Annotated in this window: 18 protein-coding genes and 1 tRNA gene; 5 read left to right on the forward strand and 14 right to left on the reverse strand. The window is 68.2% G+C overall.

The genetic code is table 11. From position 1 onward, the window contains the following. From ACEQZY_RS11970 to ACEQZY_RS11985, 4 genes are all read right to left on the reverse strand, one after another. Positions 1-228 (reverse strand): pentapeptide repeat-containing protein (locus ACEQZY_RS11970; protein ID WP_370154601.1); only part of this gene is annotated, 228 nt, incomplete at its 3' end. Continuing rightward, positions 141-1,457, reverse strand: a complete 1,317-nt coding sequence (locus tag ACEQZY_RS11975) for a PepSY-associated TM helix domain-containing protein (protein ID WP_370154603.1) — start codon at positions 1,455-1,457, stop codon at positions 141-143. The genes ACEQZY_RS11970 and ACEQZY_RS11975, both read right to left, overlap by 88 nt. A 25-nt stretch (positions 1,458-1,482) precedes the next feature. Then, on the reverse strand, positions 1,483-2,166 hold the full coding sequence (locus tag ACEQZY_RS11980; protein ID WP_370154605.1) for a Fe2+-dependent dioxygenase: 684 nt from the start codon (positions 2,164-2,166) through the stop codon (positions 1,483-1,485). 116 nt (positions 2,167-2,282) lie between these two features. Further along, positions 2,283-4,529, reverse strand: coding sequence for a TonB-dependent receptor (locus ACEQZY_RS11985; protein ID WP_370154608.1), 2,247 nt, complete (start codon positions 4,527-4,529; stop codon positions 2,283-2,285). A gap of 421 nt (positions 4,530-4,950) precedes the next feature. Between ACEQZY_RS11985 and ACEQZY_RS11990 the strand changes: the two genes are divergently transcribed. From ACEQZY_RS11990 to ACEQZY_RS12005, 4 genes are all read left to right on the forward strand, one after another. Then, positions 4,951-6,126 carry an efflux RND transporter periplasmic adaptor subunit gene (locus ACEQZY_RS11990; RefSeq protein ID WP_370154611.1) on the forward strand — a complete coding sequence of 392 codons (1,176 nt, stop codon included), beginning with the start codon at positions 4,951-4,953 and terminating at the stop codon, positions 6,124-6,126. 19 nt (positions 6,127-6,145) lie between these two features. Further along, the gene (locus ACEQZY_RS11995; RefSeq protein WP_370154614.1) at positions 6,146-8,149 is read left to right on the forward strand and encodes a MacB family efflux pump subunit; all 2,004 of its coding nucleotides are present in this window, start codon (positions 6,146-6,148) and stop codon (positions 8,147-8,149) included. A 4-nt stretch (positions 8,150-8,153) separates the two neighbouring features. Then, positions 8,154-9,599, forward strand: coding sequence for an efflux transporter outer membrane subunit (locus ACEQZY_RS12000; RefSeq protein ID WP_370154617.1), 1,446 nt, complete (start codon positions 8,154-8,156; stop codon positions 9,597-9,599). Between the two features lie 82 nt (positions 9,600-9,681). Continuing rightward, on the forward strand, positions 9,682-10,011 hold the full coding sequence (locus ACEQZY_RS12005) for an SMR family transporter (RefSeq protein WP_370154620.1): 330 nt from the start codon (positions 9,682-9,684) through the stop codon (positions 10,009-10,011). 19 nt (positions 10,012-10,030) lie between these two features. Here the strand turns inward: ACEQZY_RS12005 and ACEQZY_RS12010 are convergent, their stop codons facing one another. From ACEQZY_RS12010 to ACEQZY_RS12055, 10 genes are all read right to left on the reverse strand, one after another. Then, positions 10,031-10,480: a PaaI family thioesterase gene (locus ACEQZY_RS12010; protein WP_372530180.1), complete on the reverse strand. Its 450-nt coding sequence runs from the start codon at positions 10,478-10,480 to the stop codon at positions 10,031-10,033. Beyond that, entirely contained in the window at positions 10,477-11,241 is a 765-nt protein-coding gene (locus ACEQZY_RS12015) for an amidohydrolase family protein (protein ID WP_370154626.1), read from the reverse strand. The genes ACEQZY_RS12010 and ACEQZY_RS12015 overlap by 4 nt, the downstream gene beginning before the upstream one ends. 59 nt (positions 11,242-11,300) lie before the next feature. Further along, positions 11,301-12,212: an alpha/beta fold hydrolase gene (locus ACEQZY_RS12020; RefSeq protein WP_370154629.1), complete on the reverse strand. Its 912-nt coding sequence runs from the start codon at positions 12,210-12,212 to the stop codon at positions 11,301-11,303. 69 nt (positions 12,213-12,281) lie between these two features. Further along, positions 12,282-13,607 carry a TRAP transporter large permease gene (locus ACEQZY_RS12025; RefSeq protein WP_370154632.1) on the reverse strand — a complete coding sequence of 442 codons (1,326 nt, stop codon included), beginning with the start codon at positions 13,605-13,607 and terminating at the stop codon, positions 12,282-12,284. A 2-nt stretch (positions 13,608-13,609) separates the two neighbouring features. Continuing rightward, complete coding sequence (locus ACEQZY_RS12030; RefSeq protein WP_370154635.1) at positions 13,610-14,143, reverse strand: TRAP transporter small permease; 534 nt, start codon at positions 14,141-14,143, stop codon at positions 13,610-13,612. Positions 14,144-14,185: 42 nt separating this feature from the next. Continuing rightward, positions 14,186-15,292 carry a TRAP transporter substrate-binding protein gene (locus ACEQZY_RS12035; RefSeq protein ID WP_370154638.1) on the reverse strand — a complete coding sequence of 369 codons (1,107 nt, stop codon included), beginning with the start codon at positions 15,290-15,292 and terminating at the stop codon, positions 14,186-14,188. A 188-nt stretch (positions 15,293-15,480) separates the two neighbouring features. Further along, positions 15,481-16,479, reverse strand: coding sequence for a LysR substrate-binding domain-containing protein (locus ACEQZY_RS12040; protein ID WP_370154640.1), 999 nt, complete (start codon positions 16,477-16,479; stop codon positions 15,481-15,483). 85 nt (positions 16,480-16,564) lie between these two features. Next, positions 16,565-17,452: a bifunctional methylenetetrahydrofolate dehydrogenase/methenyltetrahydrofolate cyclohydrolase FolD gene (folD, locus tag ACEQZY_RS12045; protein WP_370154642.1), complete on the reverse strand. Its 888-nt coding sequence runs from the start codon at positions 17,450-17,452 to the stop codon at positions 16,565-16,567. Positions 17,453-17,456: 4 nt separating this feature from the next. Continuing rightward, positions 17,457-17,810, reverse strand: a complete 354-nt coding sequence (locus ACEQZY_RS12050) for a DUF167 family protein (protein ID WP_341703850.1) — start codon at positions 17,808-17,810, stop codon at positions 17,457-17,459. Positions 17,811-17,812: 2 nt separating this feature from the next. Continuing rightward, positions 17,813-18,091, reverse strand: coding sequence for a YggT family protein (locus tag ACEQZY_RS12055; RefSeq protein WP_341703849.1), 279 nt, complete (start codon positions 18,089-18,091; stop codon positions 17,813-17,815). Between the two features lie 281 nt (positions 18,092-18,372). On the opposite strand from ACEQZY_RS12055, the gene ACEQZY_RS12060 reads away from it, so the two are divergent. Beyond that, positions 18,373-18,448: transfer RNA gene (locus ACEQZY_RS12060), tRNA-Ala, on the forward strand. Positions 18,449-18,461 lie beyond the last annotated feature (13 nt).

The raw sequence follows: 18,461 nt of genomic DNA on the forward strand, positions 1-18,461 counted from the left end.
CGCCTGTGACAGGGCCGCCTGTGACAGGGCCGCCTGTGACAGGGCCGCCTGTGACAGGGCCGCCTGTGACAGGGCCGCCTGTGACAGGGCCGCCTGTGACAGGGCCGCCTGTGACAGGGCCGCCCCCGGGCCCGGTCGGCTTATTCCGCCTGCTGGCCGGCAGCCTGGCGCAGGGCGGCCTGCTTGGCCCGTTCGGTCGCACGGCGGTTGCGGCGCTTGATCCACCACATGAAAAAGCCGGTCACGGCGAACAGTGGAATGATCAGCCCCGAGAGGAAGACCAGCAGCTGGTAGACCGGGCCGAGACCCAGCCCCTCATGCAGGGGCCGCTGCCAGGCGATCAGGCTTTCCCCGAGGCTGTAGTCACGCGGATCGAACACGTCGATCACGCTATGCCGCCAGGGATCGACCAGCACGGTCACCGTCGGTGCCCCGTCGCTGTGATCGGGGCGGATCAGGCCGATGCGCAGCGCCTGGTCGGGCCGCGTGGGCAGGAAGGCATTGAGAAAGCGGGTGCCGGGTGCCTTCTGCAGGGCCAGCGCCACGGCATCATCCAGCGCGACCGGCGTCGCGCCGGGCAGCGGCTGCACCTTCGCCTGGAACATCGCCGCCCGCATGTCGCGGCCAGGGAAAACGGCGTTGATCACCGCCGCGGTCTGCTGCGGGAATCCGAGATAGACGCCGGTGAAGCTGACAATCATGAAGATCACCATGCTCCAGATGCCGACCATGCCATGCAGGTCGCGGTGCAGGCGCAGGCCCTTCGCCCCCTTGCGGATGAAGAAGGCAGCCTTCCACTGGCCGGGCGCCCCATTGCTTCTGGGCCACCAGATCACCAGGCCGGAGACACCCAGCACCAGCATGGCGATGCCGAGCCAGCCGACCACCGCGCGGCCATCGCGGCCGGGGATCAGCAGGTTGCCGTGCAGGTCGTGGAAGACCCGAAGCCAGGGCGACATGGCGCCGCTGGTGCCAAGCTTCTCCAGCGTGACCGGGTCGATCAGGATCTGCTGGCTGCCGGCGAAAGGACTGACATTGGGTACGGTGCCCTGCACCGGCTGGCCCCGCTGGACCTGACCCTGCTGGGCCTGACCCTGCGGTCGCTGGCCTTCGGCGCGGGGGCCCTCTGTGCGGGGGCCGCCTTCGCGGGCCATGCCCGGCCGCGACAACCGCACTGCCGCGGGTTCGCCCGGCTCCGCCGGCCAGCGCACCGCGATCGGCACCCGGCCCGGTTCCGCACTGGCCGCCGCCGCGGCCACGATGGCGCCAGGCGACTGCCATTCACCGGCCGCCGTGGCTGCCGGCTCGGCATTGCCGAACAGGTGGTCGAGATCATGGCCGTAGACCAGCACGCTGCCGGTGATGCCCAGCAGCACCAGCGGAATGCACAGGATCAGGCCGACCCAGAGATGGATCTGCTGCAGCCAGTAACGGAGAGTGCGGCGGGGCTTCGCCATGGGGTTTCGTCCTTCACGGTGGAGATCAGCTGTCGGCCCAGCGCCGCAGCAGGTTGTGGTAGATGCCGGTCAGATGCACGACATTGGCATCGGCATGACCCTTTTCAGCCGCCAGCTGCTGGATGCTGCGGTCGAGCTGGAACAGCAGCAGCCGTTCGCCGTCGTCGCGCACCATGCTCTGCAGCCAGAAGAACGAGGCGATGCGGGCCCCGCGGGTGACCGGGGTGACGCGGTGCAGGCTGGTGGAGGGATACAGCACCATATGCCCGGCCGGCAGCTTCACGCTGTGGGTGCCGTAGGTATCCTCGACCACCAGCTCGCCGCCGTCATACTCGTCCGGTCCGGCAAGAAACAGCGTGCAGGAAAGATCGGTGCGGATGCGGAAATCGGCATCGCGCATGGCGCGGATCGCGTTGTCGACATGCATGCCGAAGGACTGGCCGCCGCCATAGCGGTTGAACAGTGGCGGAAACACTTTCAGCGGCAGGGCTGCGGAAATGAACAGCGGCGTTTTTTCCAGCGCGTCCAGCACCAGACCGCCGAGCTGGCGCGCCGCCGGTGAATCTTCCGGCAGCTGCATGTTGTTCTTGGCCAGGGCCGACTGGTGGCCGGAGGTGACATTGCCGTCGACCCAGTCGGCGACATCCATGATCCGGCGGCACTGCGCGACCTGTTCGGGTGTCAGCACATCCGGGATGCTCAGCATCATGCTCCTGTCTCCTGCGGCGGGCGGGCGGATACGCAAAACCCCGCCCGCGCCCCCGCTGCATATCAGCGGGAGACACGGGCGGGGCGCGCGTTTCCTGCGCGGGTTCTACGCGGTACTCAGAACTTGAAATTCGTGGTCAGCAGCGCCGTGCGTCCGGGGGCGACATTGGCGAACTGGCCGGCATGGGTGGCGTCGTAATAGGTTTCATCGAGGAGGTTCTGCACATTCAGCTGCACCTCGACCTGCTCGCTGACCTTGTAGGCAGCCATGGCATCGAGACGCCAGTAGCTTGGCAGCTCGTAGGTGTTGGCGGTGTTGGCAAAGCGCCGCGCGGTATAGATGGCACCGCCACCGATCTTCCATGCCGTGTCGATATTGTACGTCGTCCACAGGCTGATGTTATGCGGCGCGATGAACGGGAATTCCTTTCCATCGTTGCTGCTGGATGGCCCATCATCGACAATTTCGCTTTTCAGGAAGGTATAGCCGCCGAAGATCTGCCAGTCCGGCGTGATGTTGCCGGAGACGCCGATTTCGAATCCGTCGACCCGTTCCTCGCCGACATTCTGCTGCACGCCGCTGCCGACGCTGACCCGCGCATTGGTCTTTTCGGTGCGGAAGATTGCACCGGTCAGCGACAGCGCCTTGTTGAACATATCCCATTTGGTGCCGATTTCGTAGCTGCGGTTTTCCTCAGGGGAAAGATCCTGGGTCGCCGCGCTCGGATTGCCGGCATCACCACCTTCGCCGGCCGCGCCGCCGGCCGGATTCGACGAGGTGGCATAGGCGACATAGATGCTGCCGTTGGGCAGCGGCTTGTAGACCACGCCGGCCTGGTAATTCAGGAAGGCATCCGTGGTCTTCGCCGTATAGGCTCCGGAATTATTCACGCCATTGGCATCGCTGTCATACCGGTCGAGACGCAGGCCGAGATTGACCTCCCATTCCGGCGTCAGCTCGATGGTATCCATGGCATACAGCGCCATGGTCGTCGTTTCGACATGGGCGAAGCTGGTCGACGGGCCGATCGAACCGCTGTAGCCGTCGCCCGGATTCGGGTTGTACAGGCTGACACCGGTAATCGTAGCCGGGTTCAGCGTGTAGCCGCGATTCTTCGACTGCTCCCAGCTGACTTCCAGGCCGGCCACATAGGTGTTCTTGTAACCGCCGGCCTCGAAATCGCCGGTCACGTCAGTGACATTCGCCACCGTGATGCTGTCGGCATTGCGGCTGCGCGACTCGCGGCTCATCTCTCCGGCCAGGATCTGGGTCAGGCTGGCATTCGGCTTGGTGACGATGTAGTCGTTTTCCGAGTAGCTGTAGCGCGTGGTGTTGCGCAGAGTCGCGCTGTCGGTCAGTTCATGCTCGATCTGCGCGGTGGCGCCGTCATAGTAGGTCTTCTGGAAGTCGCGACTGGTCAGGCCGTAGAAATTGTCGCGATCCACGCCCACCGGCTTGCCGGTGCGCGGATCGAAGGGATGGCCATAATCCGGAATGTCGTCGGTCTGCAGGTGGTAGTAGCTGAGCGTCAGCTTTGTCGGTTTGGCCAGACCGAACGTGACCGTCGGCGCGAAACCGAAACGCTGCACTTCCACCTCGTCGCGGCCGGCAACCTCGGCATCATGCGCCACCGCGTTGATGCGGAAGGCGATGTTGCTGTCGATCATCCGGTTGACATCGACGGTGGCGCGCTTGGTCAGGTCGGTGCCCAGGGTAACGCTGCCCTCGTTGAAATCCTCGGCTTTGGCGGTCTTGCTGACCAGGTTGAGGCTGCCGCCGGTGGAGCCGCGACCGGTATAGGCGCTGCCCGGACCCTTGATCACCTCGACCTGTTCGAGATTGAAGGTCTCGCGCGACTGCGCGCCGCCGTCGCGGATGCCGTCGACGAATGTGTCGGTCAGGGCGTCGAAGCCGCGGATGAAGGGCCGGTCGCCGATGGCCGTACCGCCCTCGCCCGAGCCCAGCGAGATGCCCGGGGTGGTGCGCAGCACATCCTTCAGCGAGGTGACGCCGCGATCCTCCATCACCTCCCTGGTGATGACGGTGACGGATTTCGGCGTATCCAGCAGCGGCGCGGTGAATTTCGGCGAGGCCGATTCCTCGGCCTTGTAGCCCTCGCCGGTCTCGGCCGGCTTCTGGCCCTCGACCGCGATCGCCGGCAACGTGGCCGGGGCCGGACTGGCGGCCTGCTGGGCGGCAGCCGGCAGGGAGACGACGCCGAGGCCGGCGGTCACCGCCGAGGCCAGCATGGCCGGGCGGACCCGCGGCAGCCGCAGGCGGCCGACGGTGGGAAGCGGCGCCGGCTGCAGGGCAGCGGATGGCGCAGGATGCTCAATGGTGGAAGACGCGGATGATGCGGTCATGGAATCCCCTCGGACAGACGCAGGTTGGAAACACACCTGGCTGGCTGTCCGGCGATTCCGCCGGTCCTGGACCGGCAGCCGGAGGGCTGGCTTGGCAATGCAGTCGCGGGATGGAACCCGCCTGGAATTTTCTGTTCGGGATGGGACAGGCCGCCGGCGGCATCCCCGGCCGCCCATGCCTGTCCGGTCCCCCCGGAAATGCCGCCCCGGAAACCCCGGAACATCCAGGCCCGGCAGGCCATGGACGACGGCATGCAGGCGGATTTATCATCGGCCAGACAAGATTGCAACTCATTCGCATAAAAACCGCAACCCCGCCCTGTTCGCAGCACTATGTCCGGCTTCATCTCCGGTAATTTCTCGCCATCCGGCGCAGGATTCCCGGTTTTGCGCCGTTAGATTCGGCAACCAACGGCTGACCATGACACGACTGATCAAAATTCTCGGGATTTCCTCGGCAATTATCCTGGCGGGCGGCAGCGCCTGGTGGCTGTGGACGGCGCGGGCCGATACCCGGCCCGTCCTGCGCAGCCAGACGGTGGCCTTAGGCACCGTCGAGGACAGTGTGTCCGCGGTCGGCACCCTGCAGCCGCTGAACTATGTGGATGTCGGCACCCAGGTCTCGGGCCAGCTGCGGCAGATCCTGGTCGACAACGGCGACCGGGTCGAGAAAGGCCAGCTGCTGGCGCAGATCGACCCCACCGTCTACCAGGCCCGTGTCGCCGCCGACCAGGCTAACCTGCTGGCCCTGCGCGCCCAGCGCATGGACAAGCTTGTGCAGCAGGGCCTGGCCGAGAAGCAGTTCGAACGCCAGCGCCGCCTGCTGTCGGAACGCGCCACCAGTCAGGATGCCTATGACAGCGCCGAGGCCAATCGGCGCTCGCTGCAGGCGCAGATCGCCGTGCTGGACGCACAGATCCAGCAGGCCGAGGCGACGCTGTCCTCCGACCAGGCCAATCTCGGCTATACCAAGATCTATGCGCCAATGGCCGGCACCGTGGTCGACATCACCGCGCGCCAGGGCCAGACCCTGAATGCCAACCAGTCAGCGCCGATCGTGCTGCGCATCGCCGATCTCGACACCATGACGGTGAAGACCCAGGTGTCGGAAGCCGATGTCACCCGGCTGAAGATCGGCATGGATGCCTATTTCACCACGCTGGGCCAGCCCGACAAGCGCCGCTTCGGCCGGCTGCGGCAGATCCTGCCGACCCCGGAGACGGTGAACAACGTGGTCCTCTACTCGGCGCTGTTCGATGTACCCAACCCCGAGCGTGACCTGATGACCGACATGAGTGCCCAGGTCTTTTTCGTAATCGCCCGGGCCGAAAACCTGCCGGTCGTGCCGCTGTCGGCCCTGCGCAGGCTGCCCAATGGCGAAAACCGTTATGCCCTGCGCCTGCTGGAAAACGGCGAACCGGTGCGCCGCGTCGTCGAGGTCGCTGCCGTCAACCGGATCAGCGCCGCCGTGCGCAGCGGCGTACAGGCCGGCGACCAGGTGGTGCTCGACCTGCCGCCGCGGCTGCCGGGCAGCCAGGGCGGCGGTCCCGGCGGCGGCGCGGGTGGCAATCGCCCGTCGATGCCGCCGCGCCTGTGACGGCCGCCCGATGAACCTGATGCAGCAGCCCCAGGGCAGCACCGCCGCCAGCGCCGCGAGTGGCGGCGGCGCCATGCCGATCATCAGCCTGCGCGACATCCGCAAGACCTTCCACCGCGGCACGCTGGCGGTCGAGGTTCTGCACGGCATCTCGCTCGACATCTGGCCCGGCGAGTTCGTCGCGCTGATGGGCGCCTCGGGATCTGGCAAGTCCACGATGATGAACCTGATCGGCCTGCTCGACCGGCCGACCGCCGGCAGCTACCGCTTCGATGGCGTCGAGGTTTCGGCGCTGGATGCCGACGGCCGCGCTCTGCTGCGCCGCGACGCCTTCGGCTTCATCTTCCAGCAATACAACCTGCTGGCCGGCGAAACCGCCGCCGGCAATGTCGAGATGCCGGCGATCTATGCCGGCCTGCCCAGGGCCGCGCGCCAGGCCCGCGCGCAGGAGCTGCTGGTGCGACTGGGGCTCGGCGACCGCATGGATCACCGCCCGTCACAGCTGTCCGGCGGCCAGCAGCAGCGCGTCTCGATCGCCCGCGCGCTGATGAATGGCGGCGCCGTGATCCTCGCCGACGAACCGACCGGCGCGCTGGACAGCAGGAGCGGCGCCGAGGTGATGCAGCTGCTGCATGACCTGAACGCGCAGGGGCATACCATCCTTCTGATCACCCACGATCATGAGGTCGCCGCCCAGGCGAAGCGCATCGTCGAGATCCGCGACGGCGTCATCCTCTCCGACCAGCAGCAGCCCGGCACCGCAACAGCACCGGCCACGACAGCAGAAGCGCCGAAGCGGCCGGAACAGGGCCGCAGCCGCGGCTTCCGCCCATTTGACCTGTTCGAGGCCGGGCGCATGGCGCTGCAGGCCCTGCGCGGCAACCTGCTGCGCACCCTGCTGACCCTGCTCGGAATCATCATCGGCGTCGCCTCGGTGGTGGCGATGCTGGCCATCGGCGAGGGTGCCCGCAAATCGGTGCTCGACCGCATCAGCGCCATGGGCACCAACCTGCTGCTGGTACGGCCCGGCGCACCCAACATCCGCCGCTCCGACGGCATCACCGCCACTCTGGTGGCCGAGGATGCCGAGGCGATCCTCGAACTGCCCAATGTGGCCGCCGCCGTGCCGGAATATCCCGGCAGCGTCACCATCCGGGTGGCCAACCGCGACTATTCCACCCAGGTCAACGCCACCACGGCGCCCTTCCCAAAAGCGCGCGACTGGCCGGTGCAGGATGGCCTGTTCTTCAGCGACGAAGACGTGAAGAACTACGCACCGGTCGCCGTGCTCGGCCGCACCGTGGTCAACAATGTCTTCCCCGGCATGCCGGACCCGGTCGGCCAGTATGTGCTGCTGAACAACATCCCCTTCCAGGTGATCGGGGTGATGACACCGAAAGGCGCCACCCCCTGGGGCGCCGACCAGGACGACATCGTCTACGTGCCGCTGACCACCGGCATGCTGCGGCTGTTCGGCAAGCGTTACGTGCGCACGGTGACCGTGCAGGTCGAGGATGTGACCAGGATCAACGACACCCAGGAAGCGGTGCGCGACCTGCTGATCGCCCGGCACCGGGCCGAGGATTTCCAGATCCGCAACATGGCTTCGATCATCGAGACGGCAACCGAAACCCAGAACACCCTGACCCTGCTGCTCGGCTCGATCGCGGCGATCTCGCTGCTGGTCGGCGGCATCGGCGTGATGAACATCATGCTGGTCAGCGTCACCGAACGCACCCGCGAGATCGGCGTGCGCATGGCCACCGGTGCCCGCCGCTTCAACATCCTGCTGCAGTTCAATGCCGAGGCGCTGGCGATCTGCACGCTGGGCGGCCTGATCGGCGTCGGGCTGGGCTTAAGCACCACCTGGCTGCTCGGCCATTTTGGCCGGCCGGTGGTCTATTCGCCCGAGCCGGTGCTGCTCGCCTTCTTCTGCGCCTTCGCCACCGGCCTGCTGTTCGGCTACCTGCCGGCCCGCAAGGCCGCCGAGCTCGACCCCGTCATCGCCCTTGCCGCGGAATAAATCCATGCGTAGCCCCCTGCGTCTGCTGCCGGCCGCCGCCGTGCTTGCCCTGCTGCCCGCCTGCAGCCTGATCGATCTCGGCCCCGTTTTCGGCAAGCCCGAGATCGCCGCGCCAGCCGCCTGGGACAGTCGCGCCGATGCCCGCAACCTGTGGCCGGACACCGCCTGGTGGACAGGTTTCGGCAGTCCCGAACTGGGCGCCCTGATCGCCGAAGCCGCCGATGGTAATGCCGACCTGCGCATCGCCTGGGCCCGTATCCGCCAGGCCCAGGCCTCGGCGAAAATCGCCGGCGCCGATCTCTATCCGTCGCTGTCCGGCGGCGGCGATGCCGGCCGCAACTGGACCGGCACCGGCCGCAGCAATCCGTCCGGCGCCGCCAGCAGCCGCGGCACCCGCACGGTCAGCAACAGCTTCGGCGCCGATCTCTCGGCCAGCTACCAGGTCGATCTGTTCGGCGCCAATGCGGCTGGCGCCGATGCCGCCCTGGCCAGCCTGGAGGCCAGCCAGTACAGCCGCGAAGCCGTCGCCATCACCCTGCAGGCCGATGTCGCCGCCACCTATTTCGGCCTGCTGTCGCTGCGCGACCGCATCCGCCTGTCAGAAGACACCCTGCGCGCTGCCGAGGACACGCTCGGCCTGCTGACCCGACAGCGTGAGGCCGGTGCCTCCACCGATTACGAGGTTGCCCAGCAGCGCAGCGCGGTCGCCAGCCAGCGCGCCACCGTCGCCGCCCTGCAACAGAGCGAGCGTGAATCGCTCGATGCGCTGGCCGTGCTGCTCGGCCGCAACCCGCAGGGCTTCCGCATCGCCACCCGCTCGCTCGACGATCTCCGGCTGCCCCCGGTGGCCGCCGGCCTGCCGTCCGAACTGCTGCTGCGCCGCCCTGACCTGCGCAAGGCAGAAGCCGATCTGCGGTCGGCGAATTACGACGTGAGGGCCGCCCGTGCCGCCCGCTTCCCCTCGCTCAGCCTGTCCGCCTCGGCCGGTACTGCCGGCGTGGTGGCCAGCAATCTGTTCACCCCGCCCAGCATGGCCTATGCCATCGCCGCCTCGCTGACCGCACCGATCTTCCAGGGTGGCCGGCTGGAAGGCCAGGAGGAACTGTCGCAGGCCCGGCGCGAGGAGATGGTCGAGACCTATCGCGCCGCCATCCTGTCGGCCTTCGCCGATACCGAGACGGCGCTCAGCGCCACCGTCACCGCCGCTCGGCGCCACGACTATGCTGTCGAGGCCTATGCCCAGGCGCAGGAGGCCTATCGCATCGTCGGTGCCCGGTTCCGGGCCGGTACGGTCACCTTCCTCACCCTGCTGGATGCCCAGCGCTCGGTCTTCGCCGCCAATGACACGCTGGTGCAGGCCACGCTGGCCCGCTACACGGCGATGGTCGATCTCTACGAAGCCCTCGGTGGCGGCTGGGACGGCAGCGTGCAGATGCCGGCCGCCCGGTAGAGGATGACAGCGCAGCCCGGCGGTTGAAAACCGGCACTGGCATGGCGAGACTGCCTGCTGCCATAACAGGGCGGTCAGAACCATGCCTTATCTCTATCTCGCCATCGCCATCGTTTCGGAAGTCGTCGCCACCAGCCTGCTGAAGGCCTCCGGCGAATTCACCAGGCTCTGGCCCAGCATCGGTGTGGTGCTGGGCTATGCGGTCGCCTTCTGGTTCCTCACGCTGACCCTGCGCACCATCCCGGTCGGCATCGCCTATGCGATCTGGTCGGGCATCGGCATCGTTCTGGTGGCGGCGGCCGGCTGGATCTTCTACGGCCAGAAGCTGGATGCGGCGGCGCTTGCCGGCAGCGGCCTGATCGTTGCCGGCGTGGTCGTGATCAACCTGTTCTCGAAAACCGCGGCGCATTGAGCGCGCCGCGTCGCAGGCGTCAGCCGCCGCGCGGCATCACCATGCCGGTGCAGCCGGCGCAAGCCTCCGCGCCATCGCCCAGCACGGCATCGATGAAACAGACCTGCCGGGTTGTCCGCGTCGCCCAGGCACGGAAACACAGGCCCGGTGCCGGCCGGGCCAGCCGCCAGTACTGTACCGACAGATTCAGGGTCACCACGGTATCCGTGTCATAGTGGCCGAGCCCGGCCAGCACGGCGGCGGCATCGAACCCGGCGGCGATCACGCCGCCATTCAGCGCCGCCTCGCCGCCGCCGCCCAGGGCGCCCGCCGGCAGCCGGGGCAGCCGGATCACCGCCGCGGCGCCATCGAAGCCGCCCTCGAAACCGAACCAGACGATCTCGGCCCGCCGGTTGAACTGCGCCAGCGCCGATGCCAGCCCTTCCGCCGGCCGGCGGAAGGGCACGGCCGCTGCGGCCGCGCCAGTCACAGCCGGTACACGCGGCTGGCGTTGCCGCCGAGGAACAGCGCCTTCGCTTCCGCATCGAGGCCAAGATCGCCGAGGCCTTCCAGCGCCTTTGCCGGCGCGATCATCGGATAGTTGCTGCCGAACAGCACCTTCTTCCGGCCATGGCCCTTCATGTACTCGACCAGCGCCGCCGGATAGCGCTGCACGGTATAGGCCGAGGTGTCGATGTAGACATTCTCGTGCTTGGTGGCCACCGCGACCGCCTCGTCGGTCCAGGGATAACCGATATGGCCGCCGACGATGGTCAGTTCGGGGAAATCGATCGCCACCTGGTCGAGATAGATCGGCCGGCCGGGTTCGGATGGCATCAGCGGGCCGGCATGGCCGATCTGGGTACAGAAGGGCACGCCCGCCTCGCAGCAGGCGGCGTAGACCGGATAGAAACGCCGGTCGGTCGGCGGCAATTCCCACAGCCAGGGCTGCACACGGATCGCCCTGAATCCCAGCTCCTCGACACAGCGGCGCACCTCGCGCATGGCCGCCATCGGCTTCGAGATATTCACCGAGCCGACGCCGACCAGCCGGTCCGGCGCCTGGGCGACGAAGCCGGCCACCTCGTCATTGGAAATCAGGGGGCCGCGCGGCGCTTCCCAGGCGCAGATCAGGCTGCGGGAGATGCCGCCCGCATCCATCGCCGCGATGGTGGCGGCAACCGGCAGCTCGGTTTCCGGCAGGCCGCCGCGGGTCCAGCGCCGCAGCGAGTCGAAGATCGGATCGCGCATCTGACGCAATGTCGGATGCTGGGCCCAGGCGTCGATGATCGGGGTTTCGACGGACGGAGTCAGGCGGCTTCCTCCCGGCTGGCGGTCGCCGCAGCATACAGCCAGTCGGCCAGTTCGGCCCAGCGCTGCGGTGGCATGCCGCGGCGGAAAAAGCCGAAATGACCGATCTGCGGCAGCCCCCAGTCGCCCGGCGCCACATGCAGCCGCTCGATGCGGGCATGGGGATAGAAGCCGGCCAGCGCGTCAACGCCGCGCCGCGGCCCGAAGGTGTGGTCGTCCGCGAAACTGACCAGCCGCATCGTCGCCCGCACCGCATGGTTATGCGGTCGCAGCGGCCGGCCCTCGTCGTCGACCAGGTAATGCCGGCTGCGGCACCAGCGCGCCCAGTCGCGCGCCACCCCGGCCGGCAGATCCTCGGCCCCGCCCAGCAGCCGGCCGGGCAGGCGGCCGGTCGCCGCCACGATGCCCGGCACCATGAGATACCACCAGGCCGGCAGGTAGAGGCGATGCGCCCAGTCCCAGTTGCGCCAGTGCCCATGCTGGGCGGCGATGGTGACGGCGGCGGCGATCTCGCCGGCCTGCGGATCGAGGCCGAGAATCTGCCCGCCGAAGGAATGCCCGACCACGCAGCGCCCGAGGCCCGGCCGGTGCCGCCGCAGCCAGGCGGCGGCGGCCGGCATGTCGTGGCGACCCCAGTCCAGCATGCGCGGTGGCGGCGCACCGGCCCCGCGCCGCCGGCTGCCGGCGATGCCGCGGTAATCGTAGGTCAGCACCGTGAAGCCGCGGCCGGCCAGGAACTGCGCGAAGGCGGCGTAATAGCGGGCCGGCACCCCGGTGGCACCGTTCACCAGCACGGAGAGGCCGTTGGCGGGCGGGCCGTCGATGCCGGGTTCGAACAGCGTGGCGGCCAGATGCTGGCTGTCCGGCGTGGCCAGGACGATCTCGGCGGTATGCAGGGCGGTGTTGGTCATGGCCGGCAATCTAGAAGCCGCAAAGGCCGGCCGGCAAACGCAAAAAATCCGGCTTCGGGTGAACTGCGCTCACCCGAAAACGATGCCGACCAGCCAGTAGCTGAGCACCGGAAAGACGGCGATCAGCACCACCCGCACGGCTTCCGAACACAGGAAGGGGATCACGCCGACGAAAATGTCGCGGGTCGGAATGTCCTTCGCCAGCAGCGAGATGATGAACAGGTTCAGCCCCACCGGTGGCGTGATCATGCCGAGTTCCACCACGATCAGCGTCAGGATGCCGAACCACAAGGCCTGCTGCTCGGCCAGCAGGCCGAAATCCAGGGCCATGAAGGCCGGGAAGATGATCGGCACCGTCAGCAGGATCATCGACAGGCTGTCCATCACGCAGCCGAGCACGAGATAGATCAGGATGATCACCAGCAGAACGGCATAGGGGGCGATGCCGGCCTCGCCGATCCAGTCGGCCATCTGCATCGGCACCCGGGTCAGCGCCAGCGCCACGTTGAACAGGTCGGCACCGAACACGATGGCGCAGATCATCGCCGTGGCCGCCGCCGTTTCCAGCGCGGCATCGATGAAGCCCCGCCAGCGCAGGCCGCCGAATATCACCGCGACGATGCCGGTGATCACCGCGCCGACGGCCGCGCCTTCGGTGGGGGTGAACAGGCCGCCATAGATGCCGCCCAGCACGATGGCGAAGATCGCCACCACATGGCTGACATCGCGCAGGGCCAGCAGACGCTGTCGCAGCGGCTTGCGTTCGGTGACCGGGCCGGCCGCGCCGGGCACCAGCCGCACATAGATCATCACCGCAAGGATGAAGCCGGCCACCGCGATCAGGCCGGGGATGGTGGCGGCAAGGAACAGCTTGACGACGTTCTGCTCGGTCAGGATCGCGTAGATGATCAGCACCACCGAGGGCGGGATGAGAATCCCGAGCGTGCCGCCGGCCGCCAGCGTGCCGGCCGACAGCGCGCCGGAATAGCCGTGCCGACGCATTTCCGGCAGGGCGAAGCGCGCCATGGCCGAGGCGGTGGCCAGCGACGAGCCACAGATGGCGCCGAACCCGGCGCAGCCGAGGATGGTGGAGATGGCAAGCCCGCCGCGGCGGTGGCCGACCCAGGCATTGCAGGCGGCGAACAGCTCCTGGCTGATGCCGGCGCGGGCCGCGAAATTGCCCATCAGCAGGAATAGCGGCACGACGGAAAGATCGTAGGAGACGAACAGCGAGCCGAGCGAGCCCTTCAGGTAGTTCAGCAAAGGCGCCGGCCCGACCAGCCAGACATAGCCGGCCGCGCCGACCAGCGCCATCGAGAGAAAGATCGGCGCGCGCAGCACCATAAGCGCCAGCATGGCGGCGATCATCACCACGCCGATTTCCGCGGGACTCATCTTCAGGCCTCGTTACGGGAAGACTCAGGGGGCGCCGGCCGCAGCAATGCGGCCACGTCCATGGCTGCCAGCAGGGCGGTGCCGGCCACGCCGGCCAGGGCCGCCAGCGACACGATGAACAGCGGAATATGCAGCATCGCCGTGATGTCGTTGTTGCGCAGGGTCTCGATGAAGCCGATCCACAGCCGCCAGCACAGCAGCGCGGCGCCGGCCGCCAGCACCAGGCTCCAGAAGGCATCGACGGGGCGCAGGATGCGGGCCGGCAGCCAGTCGGTGAAGATGCCGATCACCACATGGGCGCGGCTGGACTGGCACCAGGGAAAGAACAGCAGGATGGCAAGCCCGCTACCCACCGACAGGATCTCGAAATCGCCGCGCACCTGGCCGTTGACGGTGATGCGCAGGCCGACCGAAAGGAAGGACGCGAGCGCCGCCGCCAGCAGGATCGCCGCCCCCAACACCGCCAGCCATGCGGCGATGCGGTCGGCGATCCGCCGGCGATGCGACGGCACGGCGGACGGAAGCGCTTCAGCCATCTGTTATTCCACTCACTCGCATCCGCGCGTCCGTCTGCCCGCTCAGGCGGCGTTCTTCTCGACCAGCGCCTCGGCGGTCTCGACCAGTTTCTTGCCGTCGAGGCCCTTCTGGTTCAGGGCCTCGATCCACTTCGCCGTCAGCGGCGCCACGGTCTCGCGCCAGCGCTTCACTTCCGCCTTGCTGATGGTGGTGAAGCTGCCGCCGGCCTTCTCGCACAGGCCGCGGCCGATGGTGTCGCCGAAATCGAAATCGGCGCCGAACTTGGCCGCCATGGCCGGGCCGGAATTGGCGTCGATCACCTTGCGCAGGTCATCGGACAGGCTTTCGTACTTCTTGCGGTTCATGGCGAAGACCATGGGCACGGTATAGAAGTTGCGGCCACCCTTCTCGACCTCGGCGAAATTGTTGGCCAGTTCGTGCAGCTTGAAGGCCGGCACGATCTCGTAGGGCAGCGCGACGCCGTCGGCGACACCCTTGGACAGGTTCTGCGCCACTTCGGTGACCGGGAAGAACACGCCGTTGGCGCCCATCATGGTGATCGCCTCGGTGATGATCTGGTTGCCGCCGCGGATGCGCAGGCCCTTCAGATCCTCCATCTTCTCGATCTTCTTGCCCTTGGTCATGAACAGGCCGGGGCTCTGCGCCCACCAGGCGATCGGCTTGCAGAAGTCGAATTCCTTCGCGCCCAGGGTCGACATGTATTCATGGATCGCCGGGCTGGTCTGGGTCGCGTTGGTGATCAGGAAAGGCAGCGTCCAGGTCTCGCAGACCGGGAAACGGCCCGGCTGGTAATGCGGCAGCGCCCAGACGAAATCGGCAACGCCGTCGCGCAGCTGGTCGAGCAGTTCGGGCGGTTTTCCGCCCAGCGACATCGAGGGAAAGATCTGCACGTCGATGCGGCCGCCGGATTCTTTCACCACCTTCTCGGCCCAAGGCTGGAACATGCGCTTATGCGCGGTCGAGACCGGCGGCAGCATGTGATGCAGGCGCAGGGTGGTTTCGGCGGCCTTCAGGTCGCGGATCACGAAGGGCGCGGCGACCGGGGCCGCCAGCGCGCCGGCGGCCAGGGCCAGCGCGCGGCGGCGGGTCACGGCCGGGCCGGCCGCGGATGGCCGGGAGACGGATTTCGGGTGCGGGTTGCGTGTCATGGCTGGTTTCCTCCGCCTGCGTTTTTGTGGTGGTCCGGTCGGACGACCGGCCGGCGCCGCAGGTTGCGCCGGGTTCCCTTGGGGGAATCCTTAGCCGGAATTTACTCGGAGGTACAACATTTATGAATACAAATAATTTGTCCGCGTGCATTTTCCTGCCGGCCGGGTGAGCGGGCCCGGCGGAACGGTCAGGCGGATTTCCTGCGCAGCGGGCCGCCCCCGCCCCGCTGCCGGCGGCGCGGCGGCGGCACCGGCAGCGCCGGCGGCGGCGCATCCGCCGGGGCCAGCGGCGCCATCTCGGCCCGGGCCCGGGCCAGGCGCCCGAGCAGCCAGTCGCGCAGGGCCACCAGCCGCGGCCGGCCGGCATCGGCACGCCGGCAGACGAACCAGAAGCCATGGGCGATCGGCACCAGCGGTGCCAGCGGCATGGCCAGCCGCCCCTCGGCCAGCTTGCCCGCCGCCAGCGGCGCGGCGCCCAGCGCCACGCCGAGCCCGGCCTCGGCGGCATCGATGCTCTGGGTCAGGCTGTCGACCCAGACCTCGCGTTTCGGCTTCAGCCCGGCCAGGCCCGCCGCCTCCAGCCAGCGCGGCCAGGGATCGGCAAAGGAGGTGACATGGATCAGGGTCTGGCCGGCCAGGTCGGCTGGCCGGCGCAGCAGGGCGGCGATGTCCGGCCGGCAGACCGGCGCCACCGCGAGGTCGGTCAGCTTGACGGCCGCCAGCCCGGGCCAGCGGCCGTCGCCGAAGCGCACGCCGGCATCGACGGCATCGCGGGCGAAATCGGCATTGCGGGTGCTGTTCTCCACATAGAGGCGCAGGCCGGGCTGGCTGTTGAGGAAATCGCTCAAATGCGGGATCACGCAGGCGGCGGCGAAATACGGCACCATCGAGACATGCAGTTCCTCGCGCGGCCGGCTGCCGCGGCCGATCCGCTGTGCCGCACGCGACAGTGCATCGAAGGATTTGCGCACGGTGGCGAAGAAGTCCTCGCCCGCCGGCGTGAGGCGGATCTCGCGATTGAGCCGGCGGAACAGCGGCTGGCCGAGATGGCGTTCGAGCTGGCGGATGCGGTGGCTGACCGCCGACGGCGTCAGATGCAGTTCGGCGGCCGCCGCCTTGAAGCTCATATGGCGGGCGGCGGCATCGAAGGCCTCGAGGGCCGGCAGCGGTGGCAGGCGGGTCTGCATGCCCGCCAGATTAGGGCGTTTCAGCGCCTTGGGAAGCCATGCCGTGGCGGCAGGCCAGAGGAGAGCCCGGAGGAGAGGTCAGAGATCAGAGAGAGGCCGGGTCGATGCCGCTGCGGAAGCAGGCCGCGGTCAGGGTATTCTGCAGCAGGCAGGCAATGGTCATCGGGCCGACGCCGCCGGGTACCGGCGTAATCACCCCGGCCACTTCCACCGCCGACGGGTAATGTACGTCGCCGACCAGCTTCGTCTTCCCGTCCCCTTTCGGCACCCGATTGATGCCGACATCGATCACCGCGGCGCCACGCTGCAGCCATTCGCCACGCACCATCTCGGGCCGGCCGACCGCGGCGATGACGATATCCGCCGCGGCGCAGAGCGCCGGCAGGTCGCGGCTTTTCGAATGCGCCACCGTCACCGTGGCATTGCCGGCCAGCAGCAGGCTGGCCACCGGCCGGCCGACCAGGATCGAGCGGCCGATCACCAGCGCATTGGCGCCGGCGACCGCAACCCCGGCCTTCTCCAGCAGGATCATGCAGCCCAGCGGCGTGCAGGGCACCAGCGCCTCGATACCCTGGGCCAGCCTGCCGGCATTGACCGGATGCAGGCCGTCGACGTCCTTCGCGGGATCGATCGCCGCGATCACCGCCTGGGTGTCGATCTGCGCGGGCAGCGGCATCTGCACCAGGATGCCGTCGACGGCGGGATCGGCATTCAGCTTCGCCACCACTGCCAGCAGGTCGGCCTGGCTGGTGCTGCCGGCCAGCTTGATCTCGTGCGAGACCATGCCGGCCTCGCGGGTCTGGATGCCCTTGTTGCGCACATAGACTTCCGAGGCCGGGTCGTCGCCGACCAGCACCACGGTCAGGCCCGGCAGGCGGCCGGTCTTCGCCCCGAAGCGCTGCACCTTCGCGGCGATCTCGGCCCGCAGGGCGGCGGCAACGGCCTTGCCGTCGAGAATCCGTGTGTCGCTCATGACATCATCCTTTCTGCCCCGTTCCGTCAGGGGGGGCGGCGACCAGTGCCGCCAGCGCGGGTTCGAGCCGGGCGGGATCGCCGCTGATGGCGATCTGCTTGTGGCGGTCGGTGGCGCCGGCCACGATCTCGAAATCCCGCCCCGGCAGCCTCAGGCGTTTCGCCAGCAGCGCCAGCAGGGCGGCATTGGCCCGGCCGTCCTCGGGCGCGGCGGTCACCCGCGCCGCCAGTTCGCACTGCCCGTCAGCCGTCGGCTTCACGCCGTCGATGGTGTCGCGGCCGGCCTTCGGCGTCAGCCGCACGAACAGCCGCAGGCCATCGGCCTGCCGGCGCCACGGAACCGGCTGGCCCGCCGTCATGGTCAGAGGGCGTATTCCAGCAGCAGGTTGCGGATGAAGATCAGCAGCAGGATCAGGATCACCGGCGAGAGGTCCAGCCCGCCGAGATTGGGCAGGATGCGGCGGATCGGCCGCAGGGCCGGCTCGGTGATGCGGTAGAGGAAATCGCCGATGGCGTAGACCACGCGGTTGCTGGTGTTGACCACGTTGAAGGCAACCAGCCAGCTGAGGATGGCCGAGGCGATCAGCAGCCAGATATAGATGCTGAGCACCGTGTCGATCAGCATGATCAGCGAAATCATCGGCCCTCCGGCAGGCCGCCGGCTGGCCCGGCGGCGGCATCTGGTGATGGCCCCGAGTGATAGCGGCTGGCCGCCCGGAAGGCAACCGCCGGGGCTGCCCCCGGACCGCCGGAATTCCGTCAAAGCCCCGCCCGGCCACGCGGATTCGGGCGCGGCGGGGGGAAATCGGCCATCCGGAGCAGACGGCAGTGGACAAAGGCCGGGCCGTTTGCTAATTGCTGGCCCGCCCGGCCGGGACCGTTGCGACGTCCCCCTCTTCACGCTGGCCGGCGCACCGGCTTGGGGCCGTAGCTCAGATGGGAGAGCGCCTCGTTCGCAATGAGGAGGTCAGGGGTTCGATTCCCCTCGGCTCCACCAATTTTCCGCAAGG

This window comes from Ferrovibrio sp. (genome assembly GCF_964218355.1).
GTDB lineage: Bacteria > Pseudomonadota > Alphaproteobacteria > Ferrovibrionales > Ferrovibrionaceae > Ferrovibrio.